Raw genomic sequence first — 26065 nt, forward strand, 5'->3', positions numbered from 1 at the left:
AACACTCCTATTATTTTTATTGAGATATGGTCGTTTCCATCGCTTTAAAATAAGCCGACATTCTTTTTGTATAAACATTTAGAAACAATCCTTTTTCACTTTCCCAATTATAAATTTTACTAGCCCTTAAACTATTTTCACTCAATTGGTTATGTAATTCCCTATTCTCAATCAGTCTATTCACTGCATCAGCAATAGCACTTGGATTATGAGAATCGATACATATCCCTGTATTTTCTCCCTCAATTACCCTTTTGATTTCAGGAAAGTCGCATGCGACCACTGGTACCCCTGCCATCATATATTCAAATAATTTATTTGAAGAAGCTGAGTAATGATTAAAGTTTGTGTTATTCAAAACTTGAAAACCGATATAAGCATTCTTTGTATATTTCGGTAATTCAGCAAGTGGTACTTTTGGTATAAACCTTACTTTCTCCTGAAGATTCATTTCCTTCACCATTTTCACCAAATCAGGTTTTATTCTTCCGTCTCCAATTAATACAAGTGTTCCTTCCTTAAATTTTGGAACGGCCTGTATTAATTGTTTCAAGCCCCTACCCGCTTGAATTCCACCTTGGTAAAGTAGAATCTTTTCATCTTCAGGTAATTGAAGCATTTTATGAAGATTTACTGTTTCATTTAAAACTACTGTCTGCAAAAAAGGATAATTATGCACTACATTCGGATAAAATCCATATAAGTCTTCGTTGTATTTAGCTCTTGTATGATTTTCTACTATCATAGAATCAATTCTTTTAATAAAAAACTGTTCCATCATGCCATAAATTGGACTATCGTAGCCCGTTCTACTTGTTTGAACTTCATGTGAATCGTAAATAAGTGCTTTCTTTTTCAGTCGCCATTTGGAACATATAAAACCTTGTGGCAAAGTATTTAAGTCGTTGGAATGATACAGATCATACTTTTTCTTCCTCCCCCTAATAATCATTCGACAAATTATACTCCCTCTAATAAACACTGTTTTAACTTTTGTCTTTAAAAGAACCAATCCCAGAAAAGTTACTAAGAGAGTCGCAAAAGGAAAATAATAAACTATAAATACCCAAATGAATGCTGCAACTCCACCTACTAATTTATACTTCAAACAAAATCTGAGACATGCTTGAAGTATTGTAAAGAGGATGGGGTATCTCCGTACTCTAAAGACATTAAAGTTTTCATTTCTCTTGTCTTCAAATTCCATCTTTTTATCAGTTGGATCATGAATGCAAATAAGGTCTACTTTATAGCCCTCTTCTGATAACGCGGTACATTCCCTCAGCACTCTGGCATCATTAGTAAAATTGTTCCAAACAAACATACATACATTTTTACTCATAATGTTAAATCCCTATCTATTTTATTGTTTAATGGATCTATTTCTCTGAATTTATAATCACTTTCAAATAAACATGTTAATTTTTTTATATTTTTTTCCCATAAAAACTGTTTTTTAATCAAATTCATACTATTATTCGCTATTTTTTGTCTTACTTCAGGATTATTTTTTAACATCAAAATATATTCTACTATTTCTGCAGCATCTCGATTTTCAGAAACAAAGCCTGTTCGATTCTGTTCTATAAGCTTTTTTGAATATCCTGAAACAGCTGCTACAACTGGCAATCCAGATGACATATAATCGATTAATTTACCTGGTAAAACTGTATCAAAAACTTCCTTATTATTTAAAGCAAGTACACCCACATCATGTTTTGCATTTAACTTTAAACACTCATGGCGAGTAGTCGGATTTTCGATTGTTACATTAGCCAATTTGTTATCGCTAATAAATTTGAATAGCTCATTTTTCTTTTGTCCATAGCCAACGATAGTGATCGAAATATGATGTTGATTCAAGTGTTGAACTAATTTTTTGAGGAACTCTACATCCTGAGCGAGTCCAATATTTCCTGTATAGATGACTTTAAATTGGTCATCTTTTTTGTTTACTACATTTACCTCAAAATCTCTAGCAGCGTTCGGAATGAATACGATTTTGTTGCGATCTACTTTTGACTTTTTTACTATATAATCCATAAAACCAATACTATTAATGACGATGTAGTTTGCCTTTCTATATAAATAAACTTCTAATATCGAAAAAAACTTAATGATCCACTTGTTATTAAAGACTCCAACCCCTTTTAATGATTCAGGCCAAAGATCTCTAATGTCTAAAATAAATTTTGATTTATACTTAATTTTCGCTATGACACCAACAAATGCCATAAAAATAGCTGGTGATGTAACAAATACTGCGTCATATTTTTGTTTATCAAATAAAACAAAAAAGAGCATTTTTAATGAGATTTCAATATAGTGGATTAATCTATTTAACATACTAAATGCATATTTTCTGTTTTTAACATGTACTCTATGAATATTCTCATGATCATTTAACGATTTGTTATTCCAAAACTTCTCATCTTCATAAAGATGTTTGTTTGGATAAGACGGTTCTGTAGTCAAGACAGAGACCTCGTAACCATCTATCTGTAGTAATTGAAAAATATTATTCATTCTATTTGCGTGGCTACCAATTTCAGGATGAAAATTTTGAGTGATAATCAATACTTTAGTTTTTGACAATTAGAATATCCTCCTAAATTAGATGTTTTTACCGACACAGTTTTTCATTACATCTGATAGCCTGTTTATTGTAACATTTATTTTTACATTATTTGTTAATATAATGATTCCTTATCATTAACAATTTGTAAATTTTTATTAATGAACGTAAATTATCAAGGTTTATTAATAAATTCAATACTTTTTAACATTTGTATCATACTGTCCATATGCTTCAATCTATCTTTGGATTTTGTAATACTTAATCCATCAATTAACATTAATCTAAAAGTTAAATAATATTGTCAATTTATTAACTTTGTTAATGAATTGTTTATGTATGAATTGCAGTACGCCATATAAATCAGATGTACTGTTTGTCATAACTGATGTTTGTAATATAATTTTTTCACTCTCCTCAATAAATGAATAATGTTGAAGATCACAGAAAAACGCCCTCCAACAAATTAAGCTGGAGGGCGTTTTAGATTATTAAGTTAAGTATATAAAGTTCAATGAAGGCTCTCTACTTAAAGATTGTTGCTGACAGAAGAAGGATCAAACGCCTGTATGTAGAACTTTTGCAGGTTAGTTTAAAAACATGATTTAACCTTTAAATAGGTATCTACTTCAGCGTATACATCTGCTAGCCTTTGTTAATCTTGTTTACTTCGTAAATGAACGTGTACGAATTTTGCTACATCGTCGCTACTGCCATTTACCATTAATAAAAAGACTTATTTTCACCTCATGTTGTAGTAAATAAAAATCCTCATCTATACATAACTTAAATCGATTTGAATTCGTTTTATAAATGAGGTTAATTAAATGCTGAGACCCGCTCATTTCTTTGATAAGTTATATTCTTTTACATAATCCGCTATTGGTTCCTGGTGTCTTTCTATTAAAGTTGTTGTTGTTCAGTTGTAAGAGCTAAACTGTTCACTTGATTTCATTGTTCACAAAATCGGTATTTTGCGAACAATGACATTCACTCATTATTTATTTAAACAGTTCCAAAAATGCAAAAAATGGACAGCATTATCCTTACAGTTTTCCATTCGTATTCTTCCTCCAGTTCTGCGCACATCTGAACTATGTGTAGTTTCTACAACAAGATTCACTTTTATCCCTAACTATGTTCAGCAACTAATTAAAAGCTTCTTAATGAAACCCCTAAGACATCCCCTTTAGTTGAAGAATAGCTCCAAGATCTTCAACTAAAGCACCCGTTAGCTTAAGTGCAATCATTCACATACTAAAAGGATCGTTAGTCTAATTGTTGAATTAACCTTAGAATTGATTCCAGTCTCTTTTTAACAATGAAAAGGAGTAGTGGTCATAATACTTACCTCTAAATAAATGCTTATCTCTGTAAACCCCTTCATTCTTAAATCCTAGCTTTTCTAATAATTTTGTAGAATTGCTATTTTCCAAAGCTACAAATGCGTTAATTCTGTTCAAAGCCATATTATTAAAGCCACTTTCGATAGCAATTTTCAATCCCTCTTTCATATATCCCTGTCCCCAATATTCGTGCCATAAATCATAGCCTATCTCCGCTATATTGTTCGTTCTATCCCAAGAATCATATCCACACGTTCCAATTTGCTGCTGATTATCTTTTTTGACTAATATCCATCGATTAAATCCTTTTTCTTCAGGATTTGAATTCCATTCAACAAAATCTGTAGCTTCATTTCTAGTCGTAAACAATTCTTCATCATATAAATATTCACATACTTTTTCGTTGCTAAAGTGTCGATAAATAAAGTCAATATCCTCATTTCCCACATTCCGCAAAATCAATCTATCAGTTTCTAAATTAGGAAATTTACTATGTACAGTCAATTTAAGCACTCCTTATGATAACTAAATTAGGAACGTTTATTCTTAGATGAACAACGTTAAATCTTTACGACTTTAATATTTCGACAGTCTTTAAAATATACCTTCTTATTCAACTATCCTGCCCCGTTAGTTGAATAAGGATTAAAGTTTAAAGTTCAAAATTCATTTCAAACTCTTTTTAAATATCCGTGCTATCCAATCATAAGTTGGAAAGCTTTTCTCCTGTTAATATTTCTAATAAATCAGTAGAATCTTCCTCGTTTAGTTGAACATATTCACTTCCTGCCACAACTTCCACCGTATCTTTATTTGAACTTATCCAAATTTCATATAATACTGCTTTATCCGATATTTTAGGATCTTTAGATTTAAATGCAAACTTATAATCAGCAGGACGTTCCAAATCTACTTTTGCATTTTCCCAATCATCTCTATTTAATATAATATCTTTCACCTTTTGAACTTGTTTATTATCAGTAATTTCTTTGAAGTCTTCATATTTATTTTCATCACCAATACGCTCTTGAACTTTTAATAAATCTCCTTTTACTTCTTTCCCATTAGAACACCCTGTTAAAATAAATAAAATCATTGTCAATGAAATAAATAAGGTCTTTGTAAATTTCATATGAACTCTCCTTTATTTAATATGTCGAACTTCGTTTAAAAATAATTCCACATAATGCGTCAACAGTAGCGTTAGCGGAATGAATTTAAGGAGTTGATACGTGAGATGATTTTTCAATATGTGATGTAACAAATTCCTTGTTCAACTAACCTGCCTCGTAGTTCAATAAAGAAAAAAAGAGCTACCTATGCAACTCAATGATTTTCAAGTAAAACTCCCCGTTAGTTGAATATGAAAAGAACTACATACAGCAGCCTGATTCTCTTAAAGTAATGCATCTGTTAATTCAATAAGAACAATTAACTTACTACACAATATGGACTTCGAGTGTAAAAGAAGAGCTAGCACAATACATGATGACCTAAATTTTTACAGGTATAACACTATACTTTGTAAAATAAGCACCTAAAATCAACAAAATCATAATAATAGCCCAACTTAATATTCCCATAAAATTTAACCAATAAGCCAAAAGGCTGGTTATAGCAATTAGAAATAAGCAAATAGATGATAATGCACTTTTTATCCCCGTTATACCAGCTTGTTTTCTTTTTTGAACAACAATGAAACATGAAAAACAAAGAATGCCTATTGTTATTATTGACAGAATTATTGGTATCAAGAAATCACCTCCCATTTTATAAGCGAATTCATACGAAACTTCGTGACCTAAGGATATTATTCCATTTTAAACCATTACTGTTATTTTTGATATTATCATAATTATCCCAAAAATATAATTTCTTATTCAACTAAACTGCTCTGTTAGTTCTATAAGAAAAAGGCTCAACTCCATATTGAAGTCAAGCCTCATTAACTTGAAGAGAAAACATTTTAGTTTCTTAATTATTCCCTGAATTCATTAATAGTGAAACTGATGCAATTGATAAAACTGTAAGTAAAATTAAAAGAATTTGAACACAGATTCCTATGATACTACAAACCTTACCTGAAATAGCCAAACCTTTTCCTTTTTCGCTTGTAAGGTCAATCTCCTTCATACTTTTAGATGACAAAATAATCCCGATAATACCTAGGATTAATCCAATAAAAGGTAAAGGTAAAAATATGGATAATATACCCAACACGAGCGATACAATAGATTTACTATTTGTTTCTCCCATTTTATCCTCCTATAAATAAAAGTGTTCTATTATTTAATTTATTACAAAAATCATAAACCTATTCCAAACACAGGAACTGTTCCGTTACATAACTCTACTTATTTCTAGCTACGTCGTCGTGGATCCCAAAATCCCTGCATATTCAACTAAACTACACCGATAGTTCAATAAGAAAAAAAGAGCTGCATATGCAACTCAATGATCTTCAAGTAAAGCATCCCATTCGTATTATAAGGTAAATAAGTCACTATTACTGAATGAGGTTAATTAATTGTTAAAGATATGAATTAAATTGAAAAAATAGATAAATTTTTTAATAAATAGTACGCTGAATTATAATTAAATCTATAATATATAGAGGTGATACTATGAAGTCAGTAGGTAAAAATAAAATCCAAAACCTTTACCGAAAACAAATAAAGGAAAAACGAGAAAATGAAAAGAACTTCATTGAAACACTTTTAATTATTATTCTAGTTGGTATACTCATCTCAATAAGTGCATTTATCGGAGATAGATAAAAGATTGATTATATACCGCCATGCTCTTTAATGCGTGCTTCAATTTTCTTTTGAGGTTGAGATACTTTACTTGTAGAAACCCCTTAGAAATAAAAGTGCATGTTGTGAACATTACGTTCATAACATGCTCTTACTACTATTTATGTCTCATTTTACTGACATCAATTTATTAGGAAATCTGCTGAATTAATGATTGGTCATTGTTTCTTACCGAATTGACAGCGGTTGATACTGCATATGCTTCCATATCAGAAGCAGGATAGGGAACATCGAAGTAATTGGGTGTCCTGCTCTCGAGGATTGAGCCATGCTTCATACTCTTTTGTGGTAAAATCACTGGCATACGGTGATGTAAAGTACTCATTAGTTATGTGGGTGATGTAGTTAGCTTTGTACAAGAATTAACTTTCTTACCTGTTTGCGAGTACCAGGTATCCCATAATCCTGCGACTGCAAATAACTGGTCATTCTTCACCTTAATCCTATATGGTTGTTTTGAAGAGCTTGTTTTTTGCCATTCGAAAAATGAGTCCATAGGAATTAAGCATCTTCTACGATTAAATGATTCGCGGAAACTTGGTTTTTCATCTACCGTTTCTGAACGAGCATTTATCATTTTAGTTCTTATTTTTGGATCCTTTGACCATCTAGTAAGCCCCCAGCTTAAATGCCCCATACGATTAACATGGCCATCGTTAATAATAGAAATGATATTGTGAGTAGGTGCGATATTATAAGTTTTTGTATATTCTTCATCATTGATCATCTTCTCAACATCAAATGCCTGAATTATATCTTCGAAGCTAGAAAATAAACTGAATCGTCCACACATTTTCATGGCCCCTTCTATTACTGATTTACGTAATACAATAAGATAACTATTTTCTCTGGGTTAAATTTCACTTTTACCATTATTCATCACCTAACCGTATATGGAATTATTCTATTATATATTTTTCAATTTCATTTGAAGGATTATAATTTTTCAAGTCGGGTTTATTAATATTACTCTTTATCGCCTCTTCTGTAAGAATATACTTAATTTGTTTGACACCATTATGTGCAAAATAGATATATTTAACATAAGGTTCATCTTCAAAAACTACTACCACATAAAATGGTGGCATTTTTACTCCATATATTCCATCAACTGATTTTATGTCTTTCTTTTCGTATCCCTTTTCATCCACTAAATAACTAGTCACTCTTTTTTCATATTCAGTTTTAGTGATTTCTATCTTTAAATAAGCTGCAAGGAAAACTGTAAATATAAGCATAAGAAATATGAATAAAATAAATTTTACTTTCTTACTCAAAATCTCACCGTCTTTAAACATAAAAACACCTCACATATCTTGTCTTGTATCATTCTGCATTCCATTCATTTTTTCCTTCTTTAACCACATCACCCTTTTAGTTGAAGAAAAAAAGAGCTCTCTGAAAAGCTCTAGGATCTTCTACTAAAGCACCCTTTAGTTGAAAATGGTTATCCTGTATATTATTGATTTGCATTGATTATAAGCTCTTTGTCTTTATCAGTGACAAAATGATTTTTCAATACAGGTTGGTCAACTAAAAAAACATTTTTTTCGCCACAGATTCCACGTCAATGCTCACTTTGTTTAACTGATCTAGTATGACTCTTACACCAGTCACTGTTTCTTGCTAGTTCGTAGCAATTACTCCCGGTGAGACCATGGATGCCATGATGTTATTTAATAGAAACCTCTTTTAGTAAGCTCTCTGTTATAGCTTTGATAGCATATTTAGTCGAGCTGTATACACCATGACCTTCCCCTACTGCATGACCGGCAATCGAACCCTCGTCAATGGCCACTTCCTTGTTACTTCATTTGTTGTAATACCGCAGCAATAACATATAGATCACCCTGAATATTAAGTTTAATCATCATTTCCCATTCTTTAAATGGAGAAAAGCATCATGCCTGCAGAGTTAACGGTGCTTGGTAAGCGGCATGTGTTCCTGATCTGCCATTTTGCCAGGGAAAACATACCCGTCCTAAAATCCTTATTCTCCATATGTTTACCAATGATCAAAACGGGAACATTTTATATAAGTCAATTTATAAAGGAGTTTTATTATGCTTAATCATACAAAACAATACATCAATGGTGAATGGGTTGAATCTACTGGATCACACACAATTGAAGTAGTAAACCCAGCAACAGAAGAAGTGATTGGTAAGATCAGCAGTGGAACTGAGGAAGACGTGAATCGGGCTGTTCAGGCAGCAAAAGAGGCGTTTCCTACCTTTTCTAAAATGTCAGTGAACGACCGAGTAAAGCTTCTGGAGGATATTGCAGAAGAATATGCAAATCGCAAAGAGGATTTAATAAAAATAATGACCGAAGAGCTAGGAGCTCCAATAACAAAATCCGAGGAAATCCATTATCAAATGGGGCTTACACACTTTAAACAGGCAGCAGAGGAATTGAAAACTTTCAAGTTTACGGAGGAAAGAGGGAACTCTTATATACAGAAGGAACCAATTGGTGTCTCAGGACTGATTACACCATGGAATTTCCCTACCAATCAGATTTCCACAAAGCTGGCCAGTGCATTGGCAGCCGGTAGCACTTTGGTGGTGAAGCCTGCTTCTAAAACTCCATTTGCATCTATTATTCTGGCGGAGATTTTTGACAAAGTTGGTGTTCCTAAAGGTGTCTTTAACCTTGTAAATGGTTCGGGTTCAACAGTTGGGGAGGCAATCAGCTCTCATCCGAATGTCGATTTTGTATCCTTTACTGGTTCGGGTGCAGTTGGAAGCAGTTTAATGAAGAATGCTGCAGACGATATTAAAAATGTCTCATTGGAACTTGGCGGCAAATCTCCTTTAATCATTTTAAAAGATGCTGATGTAAAAAAAGCAGCGAAAACTGCTTTAACTCAAATAGCTACGAATACAGGTCAGGTATGTTCAGCGGCAACACGAATGATTGTACCGGAAGAAATGCATGATGATTTCATTGAAGCTATGAAGGAATTAGTAACGGAGTTCCCCGTCGGTGATCCACAAGACAAAAATACATTTATGGGTCCACAAGTTTCCGAAGACCAATGGGAAACCGTTCAATCCTACATCAAGAAAGGTGAGGAAGAAGGAGCAACACTTGCTATCGGCGGTCCTGGCAGACCAGATGGAACTGATAAAGGATTCTTTTCCAAAATAACAGTTTTCACGAATGTGCAGAACCATATGACCATTGCACAAGAGGAAATCTTTGGACCTGTAATGTCAGTTATCACGTATAAAGATATTGACGAAGCAATTGAAATTGCCAACGACACCATTTATGGCCTTGCTGGTTATGTATTCGGAAATGATACAGAAGAACTGAAGAAAGTCGCTTTAAATATTCGAGCAGGACAAATAACGATTAATAATAGTGAAGCAGATATGTCGGCACCATTTGGTGGATTTAAACACTCCGGTATTGGCCGTGAATGGGGAGATTATGGAATCGAAGAATTTCTTGAACCAAAAGCGATTATGGGAATGCCATCTTAATAGTAAAGCTGTCCAAGGATTTTTTTGGACAGCTTTTTTAGTGTGCCAGGAATTTGCGGTTAATCAGGTAAGCGTCCGAAGCGCTTGTTCTCCGATAGGTGAATACATTGTAAAAGTTGATACCTACTTTGAAATGAATACAGTATCATTGATGAATGAATTAATTCAATACTCTCTATCCAGTATTGAATTAAAATGTTGATCATGCCATTGGTTATTCCAGAACAGTTCTTCTTGAAATGTTCCCTCTCTTCTCATGCTTGGCTGCATATGCAACTCAATGATCTTCAAGTAAAGCAACCTTTAGTTTAAGTACAATTCTTCACAATCCTGCTAACCTTCCCTATTAAAATATAAAACAGCACTTAGTTACTAATTATATTAATAATTTTCTGTTGAGCATCTTTGGCTTCAGGGATTGGCATAACAACAAACACATGGTTCATTTTAGGATAAACAAAGGTATTGATTTCAATTCCTTGTTCTATTAGTTTCTCATCAAATTTTATTGCATCTGGATATAAACTTTCGTGTGTTCCAATAAAATGAGTAATTTTCCCAAGTCCTTTAAAGTCACCGTAAATTGGACTAATCAATGGGTCATTTAAATTTTTATCAGCTGCCCATATCTTTGTAATTACCTCCATTCCTTCACTAGCTAACATCGGGTCCTTTTCTTCATATTCAGGTATAAGCGGATTTTCAAAACACATATCAACACATGCAGATAATAAAATAATATCTTTCGGTTGAGGCAAATCGTTCATCTTCAAAAGGTGGGCCAGACCAAGTGTTATATTTCCCCCTGCTGAATCTCCCATGATGGTCAATTGATTAGAACTTTCAATGGTTCCAAGAATTTCTTTATATAGGTTGAGGATTTTTGGGTAGGTATCTTTATAGTTAAAATGAGGTACTTTAGGATAAATGGGAGCAATAATTTTCGCATTTAAAGATTGTGCTATTTTATCCATGAACAACCAGTGTAAATTTAAAGGTTGATTCGTCCAAGCACCACCATGTATATAGAAAATAACTTTTTGTTTCAAAGACTTTTGGTCATTTAAAGAGAAAACCTGTATTCCTTCGAATGCCTCCTCCTTTACATCACTTGAAAATTTAATATCATCCCCAATAACATAGCGCTGAATATTTTCAGTTCCCCTTTGCTTAACGAACCGTTTGGTATTTTCAATACTAGAAAAACTTTTTTTATTACTTTGGGAAATTAACCATTTTTCAAATTGAACACTTTCTTCAGAACGTTCTCCGTTAAAAATTTCAACACTCATTTTTTTCTCTCCTTTAAACATTTTTAATGTTCTTCCTGTTTCATAACACGGAATGATTTATAATAGCCGTGTGTCTCTTTATCAGAAGTCTGTAACAAGTTAGATAGAAGGTCTTGAATTGAACGGAGGCTTTAAGTTTTCCTTTCAATTTTATTATTATATTTACAATACCATTTAAAGTATTACTTAGCATTTTCATGATTTCTCTAATTTCCTTTAACGAGTAACTTAATGATTAGGCATCTTTTTATAAATTTATTTTTTCAAGGTAATCTTCTGTATGTAATCGATACCGATAGAACATCATTTCGGTGTATACTGCATCGCGTTACGATAAAAATTGAACTATACTTCAAGGCCAAGATAAAAAATTTCAATTTTTTATTCCTCATTCTTCAACTAAACTGCCCCGTTAGTTGAATAAGAAAAAGGCTCTACTCCTTATTGTAGTAAAGCCCACGGTAGTTTAAGAAAAAGTAATATTTATCAGAGGTGCAATGGAGAACCCAAAATAGATTCATTCCATTCATGATAAAACGAACTAATTGTACTAAATCGATTTGAAGGATTATTTTCCAATGCTTTTAAACATATATTATAAAGGTTTTTTGATGCTTCCCACTTTTCGAAACTCTTATCACTTCTTCCCCCAATAAAAGCAAAAGCCAGCCCTGCCAAGGTATATACATTGGTAGCACTTGTAATTGCAGCATTCAATTGATATTCTTCAGGTGCTTTATAACGCGTTGAACCCCAAAAATCCTCTCCAATATCATTAACAACTGGTGATTTACTAAAAAAATCTATATCACAAATGTAGAATTCGCCATTTTTAAAATCATATAGTATACTGCCATCATAAAAATCAACCATTACAAATCCTTTTGCTTCAACAAAAGTGGCAAATTCATATATTTTAGTCAATATAGAGATACGTTCTTTTAAAGGTAAATTTCTCAGTTTAACAAATGGAGAATAAGGTGAATTATACTTTTCAAAAGGAGTAAAATCCCAGTGATTATGCATACATTCTCCATTAACCCATTTAAATTTCAAACCAAATCCTTGTTCTATCTGAAATGCCGATAAGAAAGGGGTTAGGTTTTGATGAACAATATGTTTATAGACTTCTTCTGCTTTTTTCAAGCGTTCAATCGCAGCTTGTATCTCTCCTGTATATTCGAGGTTTCTTGCACCAGCATACTTAATGAAAAATTGTTCTCCATTCGATATAACACCAAAACTGATATTTCCTGAATCTTGTTGATTGAAAATCGCAAATATTTCTACTTTATTTAGCCAATCGAAATTATGGTTTTCTCTTAGTTCTAATGTTCTTTTATTTTTACCAACTAATACTTTTATCAAATAATACCCCTTCTATTGAGTGTACGTAGTTTATAGAGGGATGATACGGCACTCAAAAGTAATATACCTCTTCGTAGTGTTTTGATTTTTTCATATGACATCACACCTTCCATATACTTGGAAAAATCTACTCTTTCATATTATTAAATTCTCCAATTTTAATAAAAATCCTTCTTTAACTAACCTGCCCCGTTAGTTGAATAAGAAAAAGGCTCTACTCCTTATTGAAGTAAAGCCCACTTTAGTGATAATATGTATCCGTCAGGAAACGCCCAATTAACAAGCAATGGTTATTAAGTCTGGTTCAACGAATTCTATTACAAATTTAGGCGTTGGGCAAAATATATACTGTTGATAGGAGTCTTTTGCTGCTAGATGAGCAATATTTTCAATAACCTTTGATAGTAGCGTCTTCACCTAAGGTAATGTACTAAAAGGAGGAAGATCGTCTTGTAAGAAAAGATAAACTGAATTCACCGTGTTTAGTTCTTTATCCTTTAAAAACGATTCCACCTTAACGTAGCCCCTCCTCATAAGTCAGTTTCATTGGTATCCACTACAGTTTAATATAAGTCTGTTGTTGCTCCTAATGTAGCACCGCGAATCATAGATTCATCACTAAACTTTATTAAATCACTCGGTTTTCCTGTAACCACTACACCAATAATTTTAAGGTTCTGAGGTTCTAGTTTTATTTTGCCCTGATTAGTTATGCTATTAATAATTTTCTCTGCATCGCTTTGATAATTACCACCATCCTCCTTTACCATCTCTAAAATCGATATAAAGTTAGATGCAGGATTAGCCTTCGGATGTTTGTTATATTGAAAGCCATATGATTGAAAGCCATTTACTGTAGAGTCTCTAGGAAAATTCTCATCGTCGTTAAACTTATTATAACCTTTTATGTCATCTTTACTAAAAGTATCTACCCAATACCATGCTAATTGTTCTTTAAATACTTGGTTTACTTCCTCAATTGAGTATCCATCATTTAATGAAAAAGCCATTTCTACAACAGTGTTATCGTCAATAATATTCAGTAAAGTCCTATCATCAAATATTTGCTTATAGTTAACTTGTGGATGAAAAAATTCAACTACTCTTTCTCCTTGATAATATAAAGGAATTCGCTCATCCTCTATGCTGCCTGATCCAGAAGGACCATCAATAGTAATCAATCTAGATGTCCCCAAACTAGTAAAGACCTTTTCCCGTTCACCCCACGGAATTGGAACTCCAGCGACTTTTTTTACTAATTTCGTTTTTGCTGTTGCTGAAGTTAGAGAATAATTATATGTTGTACCTTGTTCTTCAATGTTGGCGCCCATAATTCCATTCCAAGTCGAATCTAAGCTAGTCTCCTTTTCCATTTTTATTTGCATCACTTTATCTCCAATAAAATATAGACTAGTTAAAACAATCAGACTAATAACTAATGAAATGAGCACCACTTTTATCATTGAACGTTTCTTTGCTTTTTTTACCAATTTCTCAAACTCAAAATCTTTTGGAAAAAACTCATTTTCCTTGTTCATTTTCATACCTCCTATATTGTTCTATAAACTCTTTTCTTGCCCTATGGAGAATAGTCTTAACAGATCCTTCTTTCATGCTATACAGCTCTGCTATCTCATTTATTTTTAATCCTGTACTATATTTCAGAAGAAGCAACTGCCTGTATTTTGGTTTTAGTTTAGTTAAGATTTCATGAATATCCCTTTCTAATTCACTTTGCATGAGGACTTTTTCAGGTGTTTCTTCCTCAAATATTTCTTGTAAGTTGAATTTCAATAATATATCTCTTCGCCTAGATTTCTTACGAGACATATCATAATATTGATTTATTGCTACTCTAAAAAGCCAACTTTGGGTATTATGGACTGAGTCTATATATTGTAAAAATTTATAAGCAGTATCTTGAATAATATCTTCTGCATCTTCCTTTGATGCACCCATTTTTATTAGGTAAGAGTAGACAAATTTTAGTACCTCATTTAGTTTTTTTCCCATCATGGAATCGTTCATTTCAAACCTCCTACCTTTAAAACGTTTCAATAATAAAAAGGTTAACAAAAAAATTACAAATTTAGATTACTTATTTCTCATTAATGCATATTGCTTTAGTTGTGAAATAAAAAAAGAACTTGGCAAGAAAGTTTTCGCTTCTCGCCAAATTCATTAGAAGATATAAATTAGAAAATATATTGATTACATTTAATTAATATTCGACAGCTAATGGCTATTTATAGTTAGATATACTCTTTGTTTTACCACTATTTGAGATACTTTTCAGCTTGTATAATGCTATACAAGTAAATATTTTCTCAACAATATGCCCAGATTATGGAACTATTTTTAAACAACACTCTTCAACTATCCTGCCTCGTTAGTTCAATTAAAAAAGACTCTACTCCTTATTGAAGTAAAGCATCCGTTAGTTGAATAAGGATTTACTGTTAGGAAACAAATAATCAAACATTGTCCTTATTCTAATGAGGAGAAAAACCCCTTTTCATTTGTTTAAATGTCTCATTAATCCTTCCAACTACGTAAAAGTTCTTCGAAAAAGAGTTTCGGCGCAGAGGACTGGTCATCTTGTAGATAGCTTTTTGCCACAGCCATAATATTTAACTTCGGAACAATAAATATATATTGTCCGTATAAGCCATTCGCATAGTAATATTCAATTTTGGTGTTACTATTAGTAATTTCACAAGTCCATAGCTGATAACCATATCCATATGTTCTGTCTTCTTCTGCTTCAAATTGTTTATATGGTTTTTTTGCCTCGTGGATCCAGTTAGATGAAACCACTTGATTTGATTTAAATTGCCCTTCGTTTAGTAATAAAAATCCAAACTTCACCATGTCCTCTAAATTTAATGAAATACTAAAGCCACCCTCGTGAATTCCTTGCGGGTCCTTTACCCATATGTATTTTTTTATCCCTAATGGATGGAATAGAAATTCTTCAGCAAATGAGGAGGTAGAACCTCCAGAAATTTTTTGGATGATCGCGCTTAGTAAATGAGAGTTTCCACTATTATATTCAAAGGTTGAACCTGGTCTATTTATAACTGGTTGTTCTAGTATGAATTTAACCCAGTTTTTTGAACTTTGGAATTTTCCTACTTGTAACCCCGAAGTCATAGTCAGCAAATGAAATAATGTGATTTCCTCCTTCATTGGGTCATTGAACTCTAAAATTTCCGGAAAGTAGTTATAAATAGGTTCATGAATTTTTTTTATTAGCCCTTTATCGAACATAATTCCAATTAATATAGACACAATACTCTTTGTAATGGAATAAACCTTTGTCGGATTTTCTACGACTTTTTTATTCTTTAAATATTCAAAGATCCGTGTATTTCCTTTATAAATGACAAAACCTTCAATTTTAATCTTCTTCACTTTCTTCTCTAACTCATTAAAAGATATTTCACTCATACATATAATCCCTCCTCCACTAAATTGCATGATTAGTTTATGTACATCAGTTTATAAATTAACCTAAATTTTAACATAAATTCATTAATTTAACCAAATGTTTTATTCAATTAAATAGCCCGATTGTTGAACACAAGTTAAACAACACTGTTTAACTAACCTGCCCCTTTAGTTAAATAAGTTCAACAAAACCATTAGTTGAACAAAAAATGAAATTTTTATTATGCTAAACAACTATGAGAAATAAAAACACACTCAGGTTAGAATAGCCATCGCTAAAACGGGAATCAATATAAAAAGGAGATGAATGGATGAAAGAACGAATATTCAAGTGGTTGTTGGTTATGGGGTTTTTATTTTGTTTGCATATAACAGATATCATGACTGTTTATGCGAATGAGGGACCCTTGTCAGATGTATCGAGGCAATGGTTGAAAGCGGACTTACGAGATGAGCCGGAAGAAGATTTACCTGACCTTAAAGGAGGATCTGAAAATTCCGGGCGGGATCCTCTGCAGCCTGTTGACCTAAGAATTTTACAACAACGGTATCCAGAAATATTTTTCTTACAAGGTCCTACTGATCAAAAACGAGTTGCTTTAACTTTTGATGATGGTCCTGATCCACGTTTTTCAAATGATGTACTAGATGTATTAAAACAGTACAATGTACCAGCAACATTCTTCGTGTTAGGTTCAAAAGCCGTTGCTAACCCTGAAATTGTCAAGCGAATGCAAAACGAGGGTCATGTAATCGGAAACCATACCTACTCCCATCCTAACCTTGTCAAAGAATCAGACCACGGAACCCTAGATAGGGAAGTAACTAGAACGGAAGATGCTCTTAACGACATTATTGGTTACCGGACAAAATTATTTAGACCACCATATGGCTTCTTATACAATGAATTAGTCGAGAAGCTTAGGGAAATGAACTATTACGTGATTGCCTGGTCGGTTGATTCGTTGGATTGGCAGGAAGACCCGCCGGAAGTTATTGCTTCGAAAGTAGTAGACAACATTCATCCAGGCGCGATTATTCTCATGCACGATGGGGCAGAATCGAGTGGAGATCGAACGAATACGATCGAATCACTTCACCAAATTATCCCAAAACTACAAGAGCAAGGCTATGAATTTGTCACAGTTCCAGAGTTGTTGAATATTCCATATAAGAAATAGAATGTATCTCTTACATTTACCTGTTATATTTTTTCTTGAAGGCTTTTTTGGTATTACTATATGGGGTACCACCAACATGTTTACAAAAAGCGCCCCTATTGCATTAAAAAAGACCAAGAAGACATATTCCCCGCGCTAAAGGGAATATGTCTTCTTTTTTAAGACACTCAAACTCTCATTAATTAATAACCATATTTTCTTCCCCATATCACTACCCCAATCACTGATTACTGACACTCTATATAGTCGCTATTATTATTTTTCTTGTTCTACTAACCTGCCCCTTTAGTTAAATAAAGAAAAAAAGAGCTGCATATGCAACTCAATGATCTTCAAGTAAAGCACACCGTTTGTTTAAGTACATTTGAAACCAACAGTTATCCAAAGTGATTATTAAACCACCAAACAATAAGAATCATACTCACAATTCCCCAAGCTGTGGTACTCGCTATCCACCAAATTATGGATTTAGCTTTTATTGAACTTTCCTTGTCTTCCATATTTACTGTTATAAAAGCGAGCTTACTTTCCATACTTTTTTTCATAGAAGTGAGAACAACAAATCCGATTATTATGAAACCAATAGTTATCCAGAGTAATAAGTCCACCTTTTATACCTCCTTTTTTTTGTAAATTACTTTCCTTTCAATCTTCTTTATTCAACTACTATCCTGCCCCTTTAGTTCAATAAGGTACTTACTGAATTACTTTAATTAACAAAGCGAGAAACATAATTAACAACAAAACTATTTGTAGCCAAACCATAAACTTTACGATTAATCTGGCCCAAACTTTCTTTAGTAAACCATAGTGAAGAACAATAGATAAAAATAAAAGACTGACTATTCCACGAAGTATACTACCATCTACAAAGAATAAAGCTACATTTATCAATATAGATATAATAAATAAAATGACATATACCTTATATATCTTTTCTTTTCTTTGTACCTCGTGTTGGAATTGATACATTGATTTTCACTTCGTATTCCTCATATGTTTGATAAATTGATTATACCTTATTCAACTAAACTGCCTCGTTAGTTCAAGAAAGAAAAAAAGAGCTGCATTTGCAACTCAATGATCTTCAAGTAAAGCTCCCCGTTAGTTGAAAAAGAGCTTAAGGTCTCTACTCTTGATTAAAATGCAATAACTTATCTAAAGGTATTTCTGATTCTTTAAAGCCTATTTAGTTATCATCATTCGTACCCTTGGCATACTCAGCACCATATATAGCCGCTTTTAGTCCTCGTAATTATTCAGCATATCCGTTTACAAAAAAACCAACTGTTTCGAGTTCACTTTCAGTTAATTTTCGGTTTAGCTGCTTGGCCAATTCCTGCTCCATTAAATCACGATTTCCCTGATAGTTGACGACAAGCATTGCACAATCTTTCATTAGCTTTAGCTCGGTCTCCATTTCCTGCTTCGTGCTAGGCTTTTCGTGATGGGAAAGTATATATGTTTCGACATCATAGGCTTCAATCTTCTTAATGAGTATCAAAGCTTGTTCAGCAGTATAATTCCATCTTTCTGCATAAAGATTGGCATAAAGACAATCTCCTAGAAATAATGTTTTTTCCTCCGGAACATAAATGATACAAGAGTCTGCTGCATGATCACCGCCAACGTGTTCAATTACACAGGTTATATCGCCAAGATCAATGGTAATGGCTGTTTCAAAGATAATATCGGGCAACGGCAGGTCAATATTTCTCTTTGTTCCGAATTCCAATTTGATTGCATCGGCACAAAATGGAATCTCAATCCCTGCTTCTACCCGTTGATCAAGATCGTGATCTTCCCATGAAAGCTGCTGCATATCCTTAATATTGTTGTAAGTTTTCTCCTGACAAATTACCGGTATTCTCACATTCTCCAGTCCAAATACATGGTCCCAGTGGGAATGGGTAAGAACAAGAAAATCCCCGCTTATATTAGCCTGTAGTAATTCGTCCTGAAAAAGCTGTGCATGCTGGACAGAGTTACCGGCATCAATGATGATAGTTTTCTTAGATCCAGAAACGGCGGCGAGAATGGGCCGATCAGTTTCTCCCACTGGAGTCAGGTAGACAATATTTTTCGATAGATGCTGTAAAGTTTGCATATTTCTGTTCTCCTTAGGATAGTTTGATTATCTGACCAAAACATCAATCAGCTTGCTTAAGTATAGCAAAATTATAGTAAGCGTCACATAGCGCCCACCTGTTATTCATACTTGTTCAACTAAACTGCTCCGTTAGTTGAAGAATAAAAAGTATTGCTTAAGCACAATCTGAAAAAAGCTGACTATCCATACATTATTCTTCAACAATGATTTCTTTTAATTTAGAAGAAAATGTCGTTAATAAACTTTATAATTTTCCTTTTTCCACAATAGAATTTCATTTGCAACAGAACTAGGAATATCCCAATGGACATTGTGTTTGGTGTTCTCTATGCCTTTTACCTTTATTGTATTAATGTTTTTTTTAATTTGGTGTAATCCTCTGTCTCTAGATGCATCAATAATTGGAATTGTTGCATGCAATAACAAGACAGGACACAGAATATTATCATAAGTTGTAGAGCAAGGTTCTTTATAAAATGCCTTAATTGTTGCTAGAACACTAAAAAGGTCTGCCTTTAAGATAAAGTTACCTTTTTCCTTTTTAAAGTTAGAGATTATTATTGAATCAAGGCTTGTATCCCATTGTTTTGTTGTGTAATTTTGGTATTCTTTGACCACTTCATCCCATGAGCTATATTTACTCGATTCAATATATTGCTCCCAACCTAGCAAGGCTTTTTCTTTTGTCATCCCGTCAACGTGCTCAGGAAACACATATCCTCCATCTATTAAAATTAATCCTAATGTCTTATTTGGGTGAATTTTAGCTAAATTTAGAGCAAGGTCCGCCCCCCAAGAATGCCCTAATATGTAAAATGGTTTATTCGTAATCTTTTGTATTACTTGATAAATTCGGTTTACTAAAGAAGAAAATCTGTAATCATCCTCCAGTTCTAGTGGGCCTGTTTCTCCATGACCTGGATTATCTAAAAGAATTAGATGAAAATCATTTATTAGGTATTCGATAAGTCCAGAAAAACTTTTTAAATCACCTGTCATCCCATGTAGACAAACAAGTGAAGGAAGGCTGTTTTTACCAAATTCATAACCGTGAAAAGTATAATTATCTATTGTTATTTTGAATTCCTTCAATTCTAAAATCACTCCTTTTATCTTATATAAAAGCTCTACTAACTCCAATTGTTATATTTACAATTTGTCGAAGTTATTTTCATATATTTCGTTCTTAAGATGGGCGGCATGCTCAACTATTATTTAAATATTCCAAATGATAAATATAAGCTAAAATTGTACCATTATTAATAATAAATACATTTTACCTACCACTTATTTTACATTAATTCCTTATTCAACTAACCCCCCTTTAGTTGAATACGAAAAAGAGCTATCTTAACGGCTCCAAGATCATCTACTAAAGCATTCGTTAATTCGTATAGAAACGAAGAATATAAACAAGGAGACAATAATCCACATGTATCCTTCAAATCTTTTTCTATCTTTTTGAAGTTCGTCTAATCCTATTACCAACATAAACGCACCTAAATATAATTAGAAACTAAATAAAGCCACGACAATAACTAATATAGATACTGGTATAAAAAAAAGCCACCTACCATTTTTACCATTATTTTTAAATTCATCTATTCCTATAATTGCAATTAAAATTCCAAGCAATAAAGATGATATTGGAGCATACAAATAATCTTTTGTGATAAAGCAGTATCCTGAAATTGCCATTACAAATACAGCAAGAATCATTTTAATAATATACAATTCAATTCCCCCTTGATTAATAACACTAACCTTCCACGTTAGTTCCATAAGAAAAAGGCTCTACTTCTTATTGAAGTAAAGCACCCGTTAGTTGAAGAAGAAAAGTGAAGCTTATTCAACAATCGCGCCCAATTGTTGAAGATATCTATTAGCTCACCAAACATATAGCTATTCACTTCAGTAAACCCTTAAACTTCAAGGGCTTCTTCTATAACTAAAATGGAAATAAGCGCTGACCCTTGCTAGGATCAACGCATCTCGTTAGTAATAATCGAAAAATATTTACCTTCTAAGGTAGAGTTACTGTAAAGCTTTTAAATTCAATGTCCGTTTCATTAAAAGGTTGAATATTTGTTTTTGTTTCATTGCCTTTAAGGTCAACTTCCACACTAGTTCCTCCTAGGTGGAAATTAATATATGGTATAACTGTCAATGTTTTTGCATTATCTGTGATTGGGTCTATTAGTAGACTACCTGTTAATTCTTCCTTTCCATCGACATTTTGAATTTGACTACCTCCCGAATGTGATATAAGTTCGTTTCCTTTATCATCAATCACTTTGAAATCTAGGTACCCATTAGTTAAATAATTTATTTTTTCTGTGTCTGCATTAAAGTTAAAACGTAAGCCGGCTGCGCTTATTTCTAAATCAGAAACTGTTAAATTAATGTCTTCTACAGTTTGACTATGATTAATAGTTAGATATTCTACTTCTGTTTTCATGCTAACAGGAGTAGAAAAATCCCACTGCTTACCGTCAACACTTGTAAAGTTTACACCTAGAGTAAACGCTTCAGGCAAATCATCTAGAGAATCTATGTTAATTATTCCTGTTTTGTGTGTAGGTGATATTTTGGTTTCACTATAAGTACTGGCATTTGAAAAAGCTTGTCCATTTATTTTAATTTCAGGCCCGGATGATAAATAGGATTTTTCAATAATGTTCTCTGATATGATTGAAAATCCAATTGTAAAACGTGTCCCATCATAGAAAACTTCATCAAGTGTAATTGATGTTCCTCCAGTATTTTTCGTATCCCCTATTAAATTTGTTAATCCTTGCTCATGAACTTTCTCTAGACCAGGATCTCCAGACTCACTAAACACAGCACCTATTATTGGTATTTTCGAAACGATATTAGCCATGGCAGGAGAGACAGTTGCGGAACTAACAAACAGAATAGATGCTACTGCAACTGAACTTAAGCTATATACCATCTTCATTCTCAAAGACTTTTTTCCCCTTTGATGGTTCTCATGAATCGTTTTTGAAATAATTGCGTCCAATTTATCAAATGGAACGTGAATGTTATCAATTTCTTCTTTAAACGATGGAATTTTGTCTGTCATCGCAATAAACCCCCTTTAATTTTGTTCTTAATAGATCTAATCCACGACGAATATTTGTCTTCACAGTACCTTCGGGGCAATCAAGAAACGCTGCAATTTGCTTAACTGTATAATCTTGATAAAAACGCAGTAGCAAGACCGTTTTATACTTTTCCTCAATTTCTTCCATTGCTTGAAGAAGGTCAAGATGTTCCTCAGTTCGAAGATGCTCTGTATTCTCAATCTGATCAAAGATTTCATTATTAATTGAAACAAGCTTTTGTTTCTTCTTTAAAGTTGCAATAGCTGTGTTAATTAAAATTCTCATTAACCACGTTGAAAAATAATCGTTATTTTTCAATGTATTAATTGAATTTAAAGCTTTATATAGGCTTTCTTGAAACACTTCAAGCGCATCATCTTCATTTCGCATATACATATAAGCCATTCTGTACATTTTTTCTTTTTCTTCATGTATTAGCATTTGAAATGCCTCGGAATCGCCTTTTTTAGCACGCTTTACTAACTTTGATTTTATCTCCAATTAACAAACCTCCTTTCCTCTTATACTTATTAGAGAAATTGGAGCACCAAAACGATTCAAATTTATCTGAAATATATACAAAAAAATCGGCCTCCATCTATTCTGGAAGCCGTAATCCGATTAAAAACTAATTATATATAAAATAAGTACATTATCATACAATACCTTTAAATTAAGGTAAAGACTGAATTTTCTCAAAGGTATCTATTCAACAATCTGTCCCGATTGTTGAACACAAGTTAAACAACGCTATTGAACTAACCTGCCCCGTTAGTTCAATAAAGAAAAAAGAGCTGCATATGCAACTCAATGATCTTCAAGTAAAGCACCCGTTAGTTGAATAGCAACAACCTTTGAGAAAACAGCTTTTCTATTAGGGATGGAGTCAGGATTTACAATGTTAAGCATAAAAAGCCCCCAAATCTCGCTTTGGAAAGGTTATAATGATAACTTCTGAAACATTTATAATTGAATTAACGTAAATATAGTAATTATTTATTGTAAGGAAGGGATTATTATTTTAATTTATTATTTGTTATTTGGTTTAGGTGGGCTTTTAGTTATAGGTACACTAATTAGTTTTATTCTAATGTGTATAGAGAGAGAAATTGAGTTTTGGCCGACTATTAAAATGCTGGGCGGTTTTCTAATTGGACTCCTACTTTTATGGATGACCATTCCAAGTCTAAAATCTGTAATAACGAAAGACTTTGATGTTGTTGATGGAAAATGCACTATAGAAATATCTTCATCTGGTCGTTCTTCTGATTCGACTTTCAATATGCTTAATACAGACGAACAATTTAGTTTCTTCAATGAGATTCCTGAACTTGATGCTTATGGCAAATCAATTCCTTATTTCTGTGAGATTACGGTGACCAAAGACCATATGTGGGAAATGGATTATAAAATTTACGATTTAAAGACAGGAAAGCTTATGGATTCACACACAGGTGAGTAGCTTATTCTTTTAAAAAATAAGAAGAAAAATTATACATATGCAGCTGATAAAATGTTCCCAAATCAAAGTTTGGAAATACACGAAAAAGCCACGAATGTTGTTAAATCAACGTTTTGTGGCTTTTTGTATGTACATTAATTATACGGTGTTTTATACACCTTTTTTAAAAGTCAGCCATAGCAGTGGTTTGCGGTCATTTATACAGATAAGTTTATCACATTTCAATTGCTCTTTGTCACCAAAATAAACCCATTTTGTTAGATATAGATTTTTAAATTAGCGACATCCTTAAAGTTATCCTTATTGAACTAAACTGCCCCGTTAGTTCAAGAAAGAAAAAAAGAGCTGCATATGCAACTCAACGTTCTTCAAGTAAAGCCCCCTCGTTAGTGCAACAAGTAAAATATTTAAACTCCTAAAATTGTTTTTATACGGTCATTTTCTTCTTTCTTATCCAAATATTCAAATAGTCCAATTCGATTTCCCCAAGGGTCAGTAAAAGTTCCCCATTTTGCAGAAACTTCTTCACGGGAGTAAATCTCAAATTCGTCAATTTCCAACTCTTTCACTAGTCTATCTCTTTCAGCTATTATATCAGTTACCCCTAAACGTAAAGGTCCACTTTCTTCTGATGGTGTTCCTTCAGCAACTTGCAACCAGTAACCGGGAATTATTTCCCATTCAGCAAATCCGTCGTGTGGTATGAAATCAGCTTTTTTGCTTAGTAATGCTTCATACCACTTATGTCCTTCTTTAAAAGCAGTTACACGAACTTGATTGGTTATTTCAAAGATCATCTATTTACCTCCTAAAATAGTACATATTATATGTATTCTATAAAGTAAGAAGCAATCCTTCTTATTGAACTAGCCTGCCCCGTTAGTTCAATAAGAAAAAAGCTTCACTAATTTTTGAAGTAAAGCACCCGTTAGTTGAAAAGGAATTACATATCATTTATCTGAAAAGTTATTTGCCTCATTTTTAATCCTTGATATTACTCCGTCTAAATTAAACTCTGTAGGTATATCACCATATCGTAATTCATCAATCATTTCACTTATTTCATACCACCAAATCAAATCATCTGGATAATGTAAATCCGAAACAATCCGAAAAATCATATAAGCTAAATCAAATGTCACTGAATAGTTATTTGCTTGTATTATTTTATTAGCTAAATCACCTATATAGGCTCTAGCACACATCTCAAAAGTTGGTTTATGTATTTCCAACTCATTTAAAGCTCTATTAAAATAAACTTCCACTTCGAAAATATTTTCATCAAATGAAAATGAAGAAATTATATCTACGGATGGTGAAGACACATCGTTTTCTATTAAGTTATGGGACCAATTTACATAGTCCTCAGTCGAAACAGTTCTCTTATGTATTCTATAAAATAATGCATTTGTTTGCACTTTATCAACCACCTTATAGGTTCTTTTCCTACAACTATATTATAACCCTTATTGAACTAAAGCCCTCGTTAGTGGAATAAGTAAGTTTTTTAGATTTCACTCAGATAATCAAGTAACTGATAAAAGTATTAAAACAATTATCCAACTCAATACGGTAATACCTAAAAAAGAATTTTTAATTTTATTTCTTATATCTTTAGTAAAACCATTTAAGTATTGACGAACTCCTAAACCAATCGACCAAGCAACAATAATGATTAAAGCCAAAATAATTATAAACCTTGAATTAGGAAATACATCGCTTAATGCATTCACAATTAAACCGTTCAACCCAAAATATAAAAGTAAAATAAGTGCTATACCATAACTACTTAAAAACCATATGCTATTTTTATTCCTAGTCATCTCGTCTCTCCTTTTAACTATAATAACATCACATTGCCCCTTTA

The 26065-nt window shown here is 32.7% G+C and carries 27 protein-coding genes and 1 pseudogene; 4 read left to right on the plus strand and 24 right to left on the minus strand.

Translation table 11 applies throughout. The features are described 5' to 3' along the window. Positions 1 to 16: 16 nt before the first annotated feature. The 6 genes from MHH85_RS10460 to MHH85_RS10485 all read right to left on the minus strand — a co-directional run bounded on the left by MHH85_RS10460 (position 17) and on the right by MHH85_RS10485 (position 6177). Positions 17 to 1342 (minus strand): glycosyltransferase, encoded by a 1326-nt coding sequence (locus MHH85_RS10460; protein ID WP_445684110.1) that lies wholly within the window; start codon positions 1340 to 1342, stop codon positions 17 to 19. Beyond that, complete coding sequence (locus MHH85_RS10465) at positions 1339 to 2595, minus strand: glycosyltransferase family 4 protein (RefSeq protein ID WP_340706994.1); 1257 nt, start codon at positions 2593 to 2595, stop codon at positions 1339 to 1341. Before MHH85_RS10465 ends, MHH85_RS10460 begins: the two co-directional genes overlap by 4 nt. A gap of 1272 nt (positions 2596 to 3867) precedes the next feature. Then, on the minus strand, positions 3868 to 4425 hold the full coding sequence (locus MHH85_RS10470; RefSeq protein WP_340706995.1) for a GNAT family N-acetyltransferase: 558 nt from the start codon (positions 4423 to 4425) through the stop codon (positions 3868 to 3870). Positions 4426 to 4624: 199 nt separating this feature from the next. Further along, positions 4625 to 5053, minus strand: coding sequence for a hypothetical protein (locus MHH85_RS10475; RefSeq protein ID WP_340706996.1), 429 nt, complete (start codon positions 5051 to 5053; stop codon positions 4625 to 4627). Between the two features lie 361 nt (positions 5054 to 5414). Next, entirely contained in the window at positions 5415 to 5675 is a 261-nt protein-coding gene (locus tag MHH85_RS10480) for a hypothetical protein (RefSeq protein ID WP_340706997.1), read from the minus strand. 220 nt (positions 5676 to 5895) lie between these two features. Continuing rightward, complete coding sequence (locus MHH85_RS10485; protein ID WP_340706998.1) at positions 5896 to 6177, minus strand: DUF4190 domain-containing protein; 282 nt, start codon at positions 6175 to 6177, stop codon at positions 5896 to 5898. Positions 6178 to 6545: 368 nt separating this feature from the next. Here MHH85_RS10485 and MHH85_RS10490 point away from each other — a divergent pair, with 368 nt between their 5' ends. Further along, the gene (locus tag MHH85_RS10490; RefSeq protein ID WP_340706999.1) at positions 6546 to 6698 is read left to right on the plus strand and encodes a hypothetical protein; all 153 of its coding nucleotides are present in this window, start codon (positions 6546 to 6548) and stop codon (positions 6696 to 6698) included. 169 nt (positions 6699 to 6867) lie between these two features. Here the strand turns inward: MHH85_RS10490 and MHH85_RS10495 are convergent. The 3 genes and pseudogenes from MHH85_RS10495 to MHH85_RS10505 form a co-directional block, all read right to left on the minus strand. Then, a pseudogene (locus MHH85_RS10495) lies at positions 6868 to 7536 on the minus strand (SOS response-associated peptidase). A gap of 100 nt (positions 7537 to 7636) precedes the next feature. Continuing rightward, entirely contained in the window at positions 7637 to 8035 is a 399-nt protein-coding gene (locus MHH85_RS10500) for a DUF3139 domain-containing protein (RefSeq protein ID WP_193739406.1), read from the minus strand. Positions 8036 to 8409: 374 nt separating this feature from the next. Beyond that, positions 8410 to 8535, minus strand: coding sequence for a hypothetical protein (locus MHH85_RS10505; protein WP_340707000.1), 126 nt, complete (start codon positions 8533 to 8535; stop codon positions 8410 to 8412). A 265-nt stretch (positions 8536 to 8800) separates the two neighbouring features. Between MHH85_RS10505 and MHH85_RS10510 the strand changes: the two genes are divergently transcribed. Further along, positions 8801 to 10228 (plus strand): aldehyde dehydrogenase family protein, encoded by a 1428-nt coding sequence (locus MHH85_RS10510; RefSeq protein WP_340707001.1) that lies wholly within the window; start codon positions 8801 to 8803, stop codon positions 10226 to 10228. A gap of 365 nt (positions 10229 to 10593) precedes the next feature. On the opposite strand, the gene MHH85_RS10515 is transcribed toward MHH85_RS10510, so the two are convergent. The 5 genes from MHH85_RS10515 to MHH85_RS10535 form a co-directional block, all read right to left on the minus strand. Beyond that, positions 10594 to 11520 (minus strand): alpha/beta hydrolase, encoded by a 927-nt coding sequence (locus tag MHH85_RS10515; protein WP_340707002.1) that lies wholly within the window; start codon positions 11518 to 11520, stop codon positions 10594 to 10596. 486 nt (positions 11521 to 12006) lie between these two features. Then, positions 12007 to 12888, minus strand: a complete 882-nt coding sequence (locus MHH85_RS10520) for a serine/threonine protein kinase (RefSeq protein WP_340707003.1) — start codon at positions 12886 to 12888, stop codon at positions 12007 to 12009. Between the two features lie 563 nt (positions 12889 to 13451). After that, positions 13452 to 14426 (minus strand): anti sigma factor C-terminal domain-containing protein, encoded by a 975-nt coding sequence (locus MHH85_RS10525; RefSeq protein WP_340707004.1) that lies wholly within the window; start codon positions 14424 to 14426, stop codon positions 13452 to 13454. Beyond that, on the minus strand, positions 14410 to 14916 hold the full coding sequence (locus MHH85_RS10530; RefSeq protein WP_340707005.1) for an RNA polymerase sigma factor: 507 nt from the start codon (positions 14914 to 14916) through the stop codon (positions 14410 to 14412). The genes MHH85_RS10525 and MHH85_RS10530 overlap by 17 nt, the downstream gene beginning before the upstream one ends. Positions 14917 to 15423: 507 nt before the next feature. After that, a complete protein-coding gene (locus MHH85_RS10535; protein WP_340707006.1) occupies positions 15424 to 16338 on the minus strand; it encodes a serine hydrolase domain-containing protein in 915 nt (304 codons plus the stop codon). 311 nt (positions 16339 to 16649) lie between these two features. Here MHH85_RS10535 and MHH85_RS10540 point away from each other — a divergent pair, with 311 nt between their 5' ends. Beyond that, the gene (locus MHH85_RS10540; protein WP_340707007.1) at positions 16650 to 17519 is read left to right on the plus strand and encodes a polysaccharide deacetylase family protein; all 870 of its coding nucleotides are present in this window, start codon (positions 16650 to 16652) and stop codon (positions 17517 to 17519) included. A 377-nt stretch (positions 17520 to 17896) separates the two neighbouring features. Here MHH85_RS10540 and MHH85_RS10545 read toward each other — a convergent pair whose 3' ends face one another. From MHH85_RS10545 to MHH85_RS10575, 7 genes are all read right to left on the minus strand, one after another. Beyond that, a complete protein-coding gene (locus tag MHH85_RS10545; protein ID WP_340707008.1) occupies positions 17897 to 18127 on the minus strand; it encodes a hypothetical protein in 231 nt (76 codons plus the stop codon). Positions 18128 to 18774: 647 nt separating this feature from the next. Beyond that, entirely contained in the window at positions 18775 to 19626 is an 852-nt protein-coding gene (locus MHH85_RS10550; RefSeq protein ID WP_340707009.1) for an MBL fold metallo-hydrolase, read from the minus strand. Between the two features lie 237 nt (positions 19627 to 19863). Next, entirely contained in the window at positions 19864 to 20721 is an 858-nt protein-coding gene (locus MHH85_RS10555; protein ID WP_340707010.1) for an alpha/beta fold hydrolase, read from the minus strand. 273 nt (positions 20722 to 20994) lie between these two features. Then, entirely contained in the window at positions 20995 to 21120 is a 126-nt protein-coding gene (locus MHH85_RS10560) for a DUF3953 domain-containing protein (protein WP_340707011.1), read from the minus strand. A gap of 18 nt (positions 21121 to 21138) precedes the next feature. Then, positions 21139 to 21363, minus strand: coding sequence for a hypothetical protein (locus MHH85_RS10565; protein WP_340707012.1), 225 nt, complete (start codon positions 21361 to 21363; stop codon positions 21139 to 21141). Positions 21364 to 21652: 289 nt separating this feature from the next. Beyond that, positions 21653 to 22714 (minus strand): DUF4179 domain-containing protein, encoded by a 1062-nt coding sequence (locus MHH85_RS10570; protein ID WP_340707013.1) that lies wholly within the window; start codon positions 22712 to 22714, stop codon positions 21653 to 21655. Next, positions 22689 to 23237, minus strand: coding sequence for a sigma-70 family RNA polymerase sigma factor (locus MHH85_RS10575; protein ID WP_038183429.1), 549 nt, complete (start codon positions 23235 to 23237; stop codon positions 22689 to 22691). Before MHH85_RS10575 ends, MHH85_RS10570 begins: the two co-directional genes overlap by 26 nt. Positions 23238 to 23826: 589 nt before the next feature. Between MHH85_RS10575 and MHH85_RS10580 the strand changes: the two genes are divergently transcribed. Next, entirely contained in the window at positions 23827 to 24198 is a 372-nt protein-coding gene (locus MHH85_RS10580) for a hypothetical protein (protein ID WP_340707014.1), read from the plus strand. Positions 24199 to 24605: 407 nt separating this feature from the next. On the opposite strand, the gene MHH85_RS10585 is transcribed toward MHH85_RS10580, so the two are convergent. From MHH85_RS10585 to MHH85_RS10595, 3 genes are all read right to left on the minus strand, one after another. Next, positions 24606 to 24995 (minus strand): VOC family protein, encoded by a 390-nt coding sequence (locus MHH85_RS10585; protein WP_340707015.1) that lies wholly within the window; start codon positions 24993 to 24995, stop codon positions 24606 to 24608. A 153-nt stretch (positions 24996 to 25148) separates the two neighbouring features. After that, positions 25149 to 25616, minus strand: a complete 468-nt coding sequence (locus MHH85_RS10590) for a hypothetical protein (RefSeq protein WP_340707016.1) — start codon at positions 25614 to 25616, stop codon at positions 25149 to 25151. Between the two features lie 108 nt (positions 25617 to 25724). After that, positions 25725 to 26021, minus strand: a complete 297-nt coding sequence (locus MHH85_RS10595; RefSeq protein ID WP_340707017.1) for a hypothetical protein — start codon at positions 26019 to 26021, stop codon at positions 25725 to 25727. Positions 26022 to 26065 lie beyond the last annotated feature (44 nt).

This window comes from Viridibacillus sp. FSL E2-0187 (assembly GCF_038006425.1).
In the GTDB taxonomy this organism is placed as follows: domain Bacteria; phylum Bacillota; class Bacilli; order Bacillales_A; family Planococcaceae; genus Viridibacillus; species Viridibacillus arvi.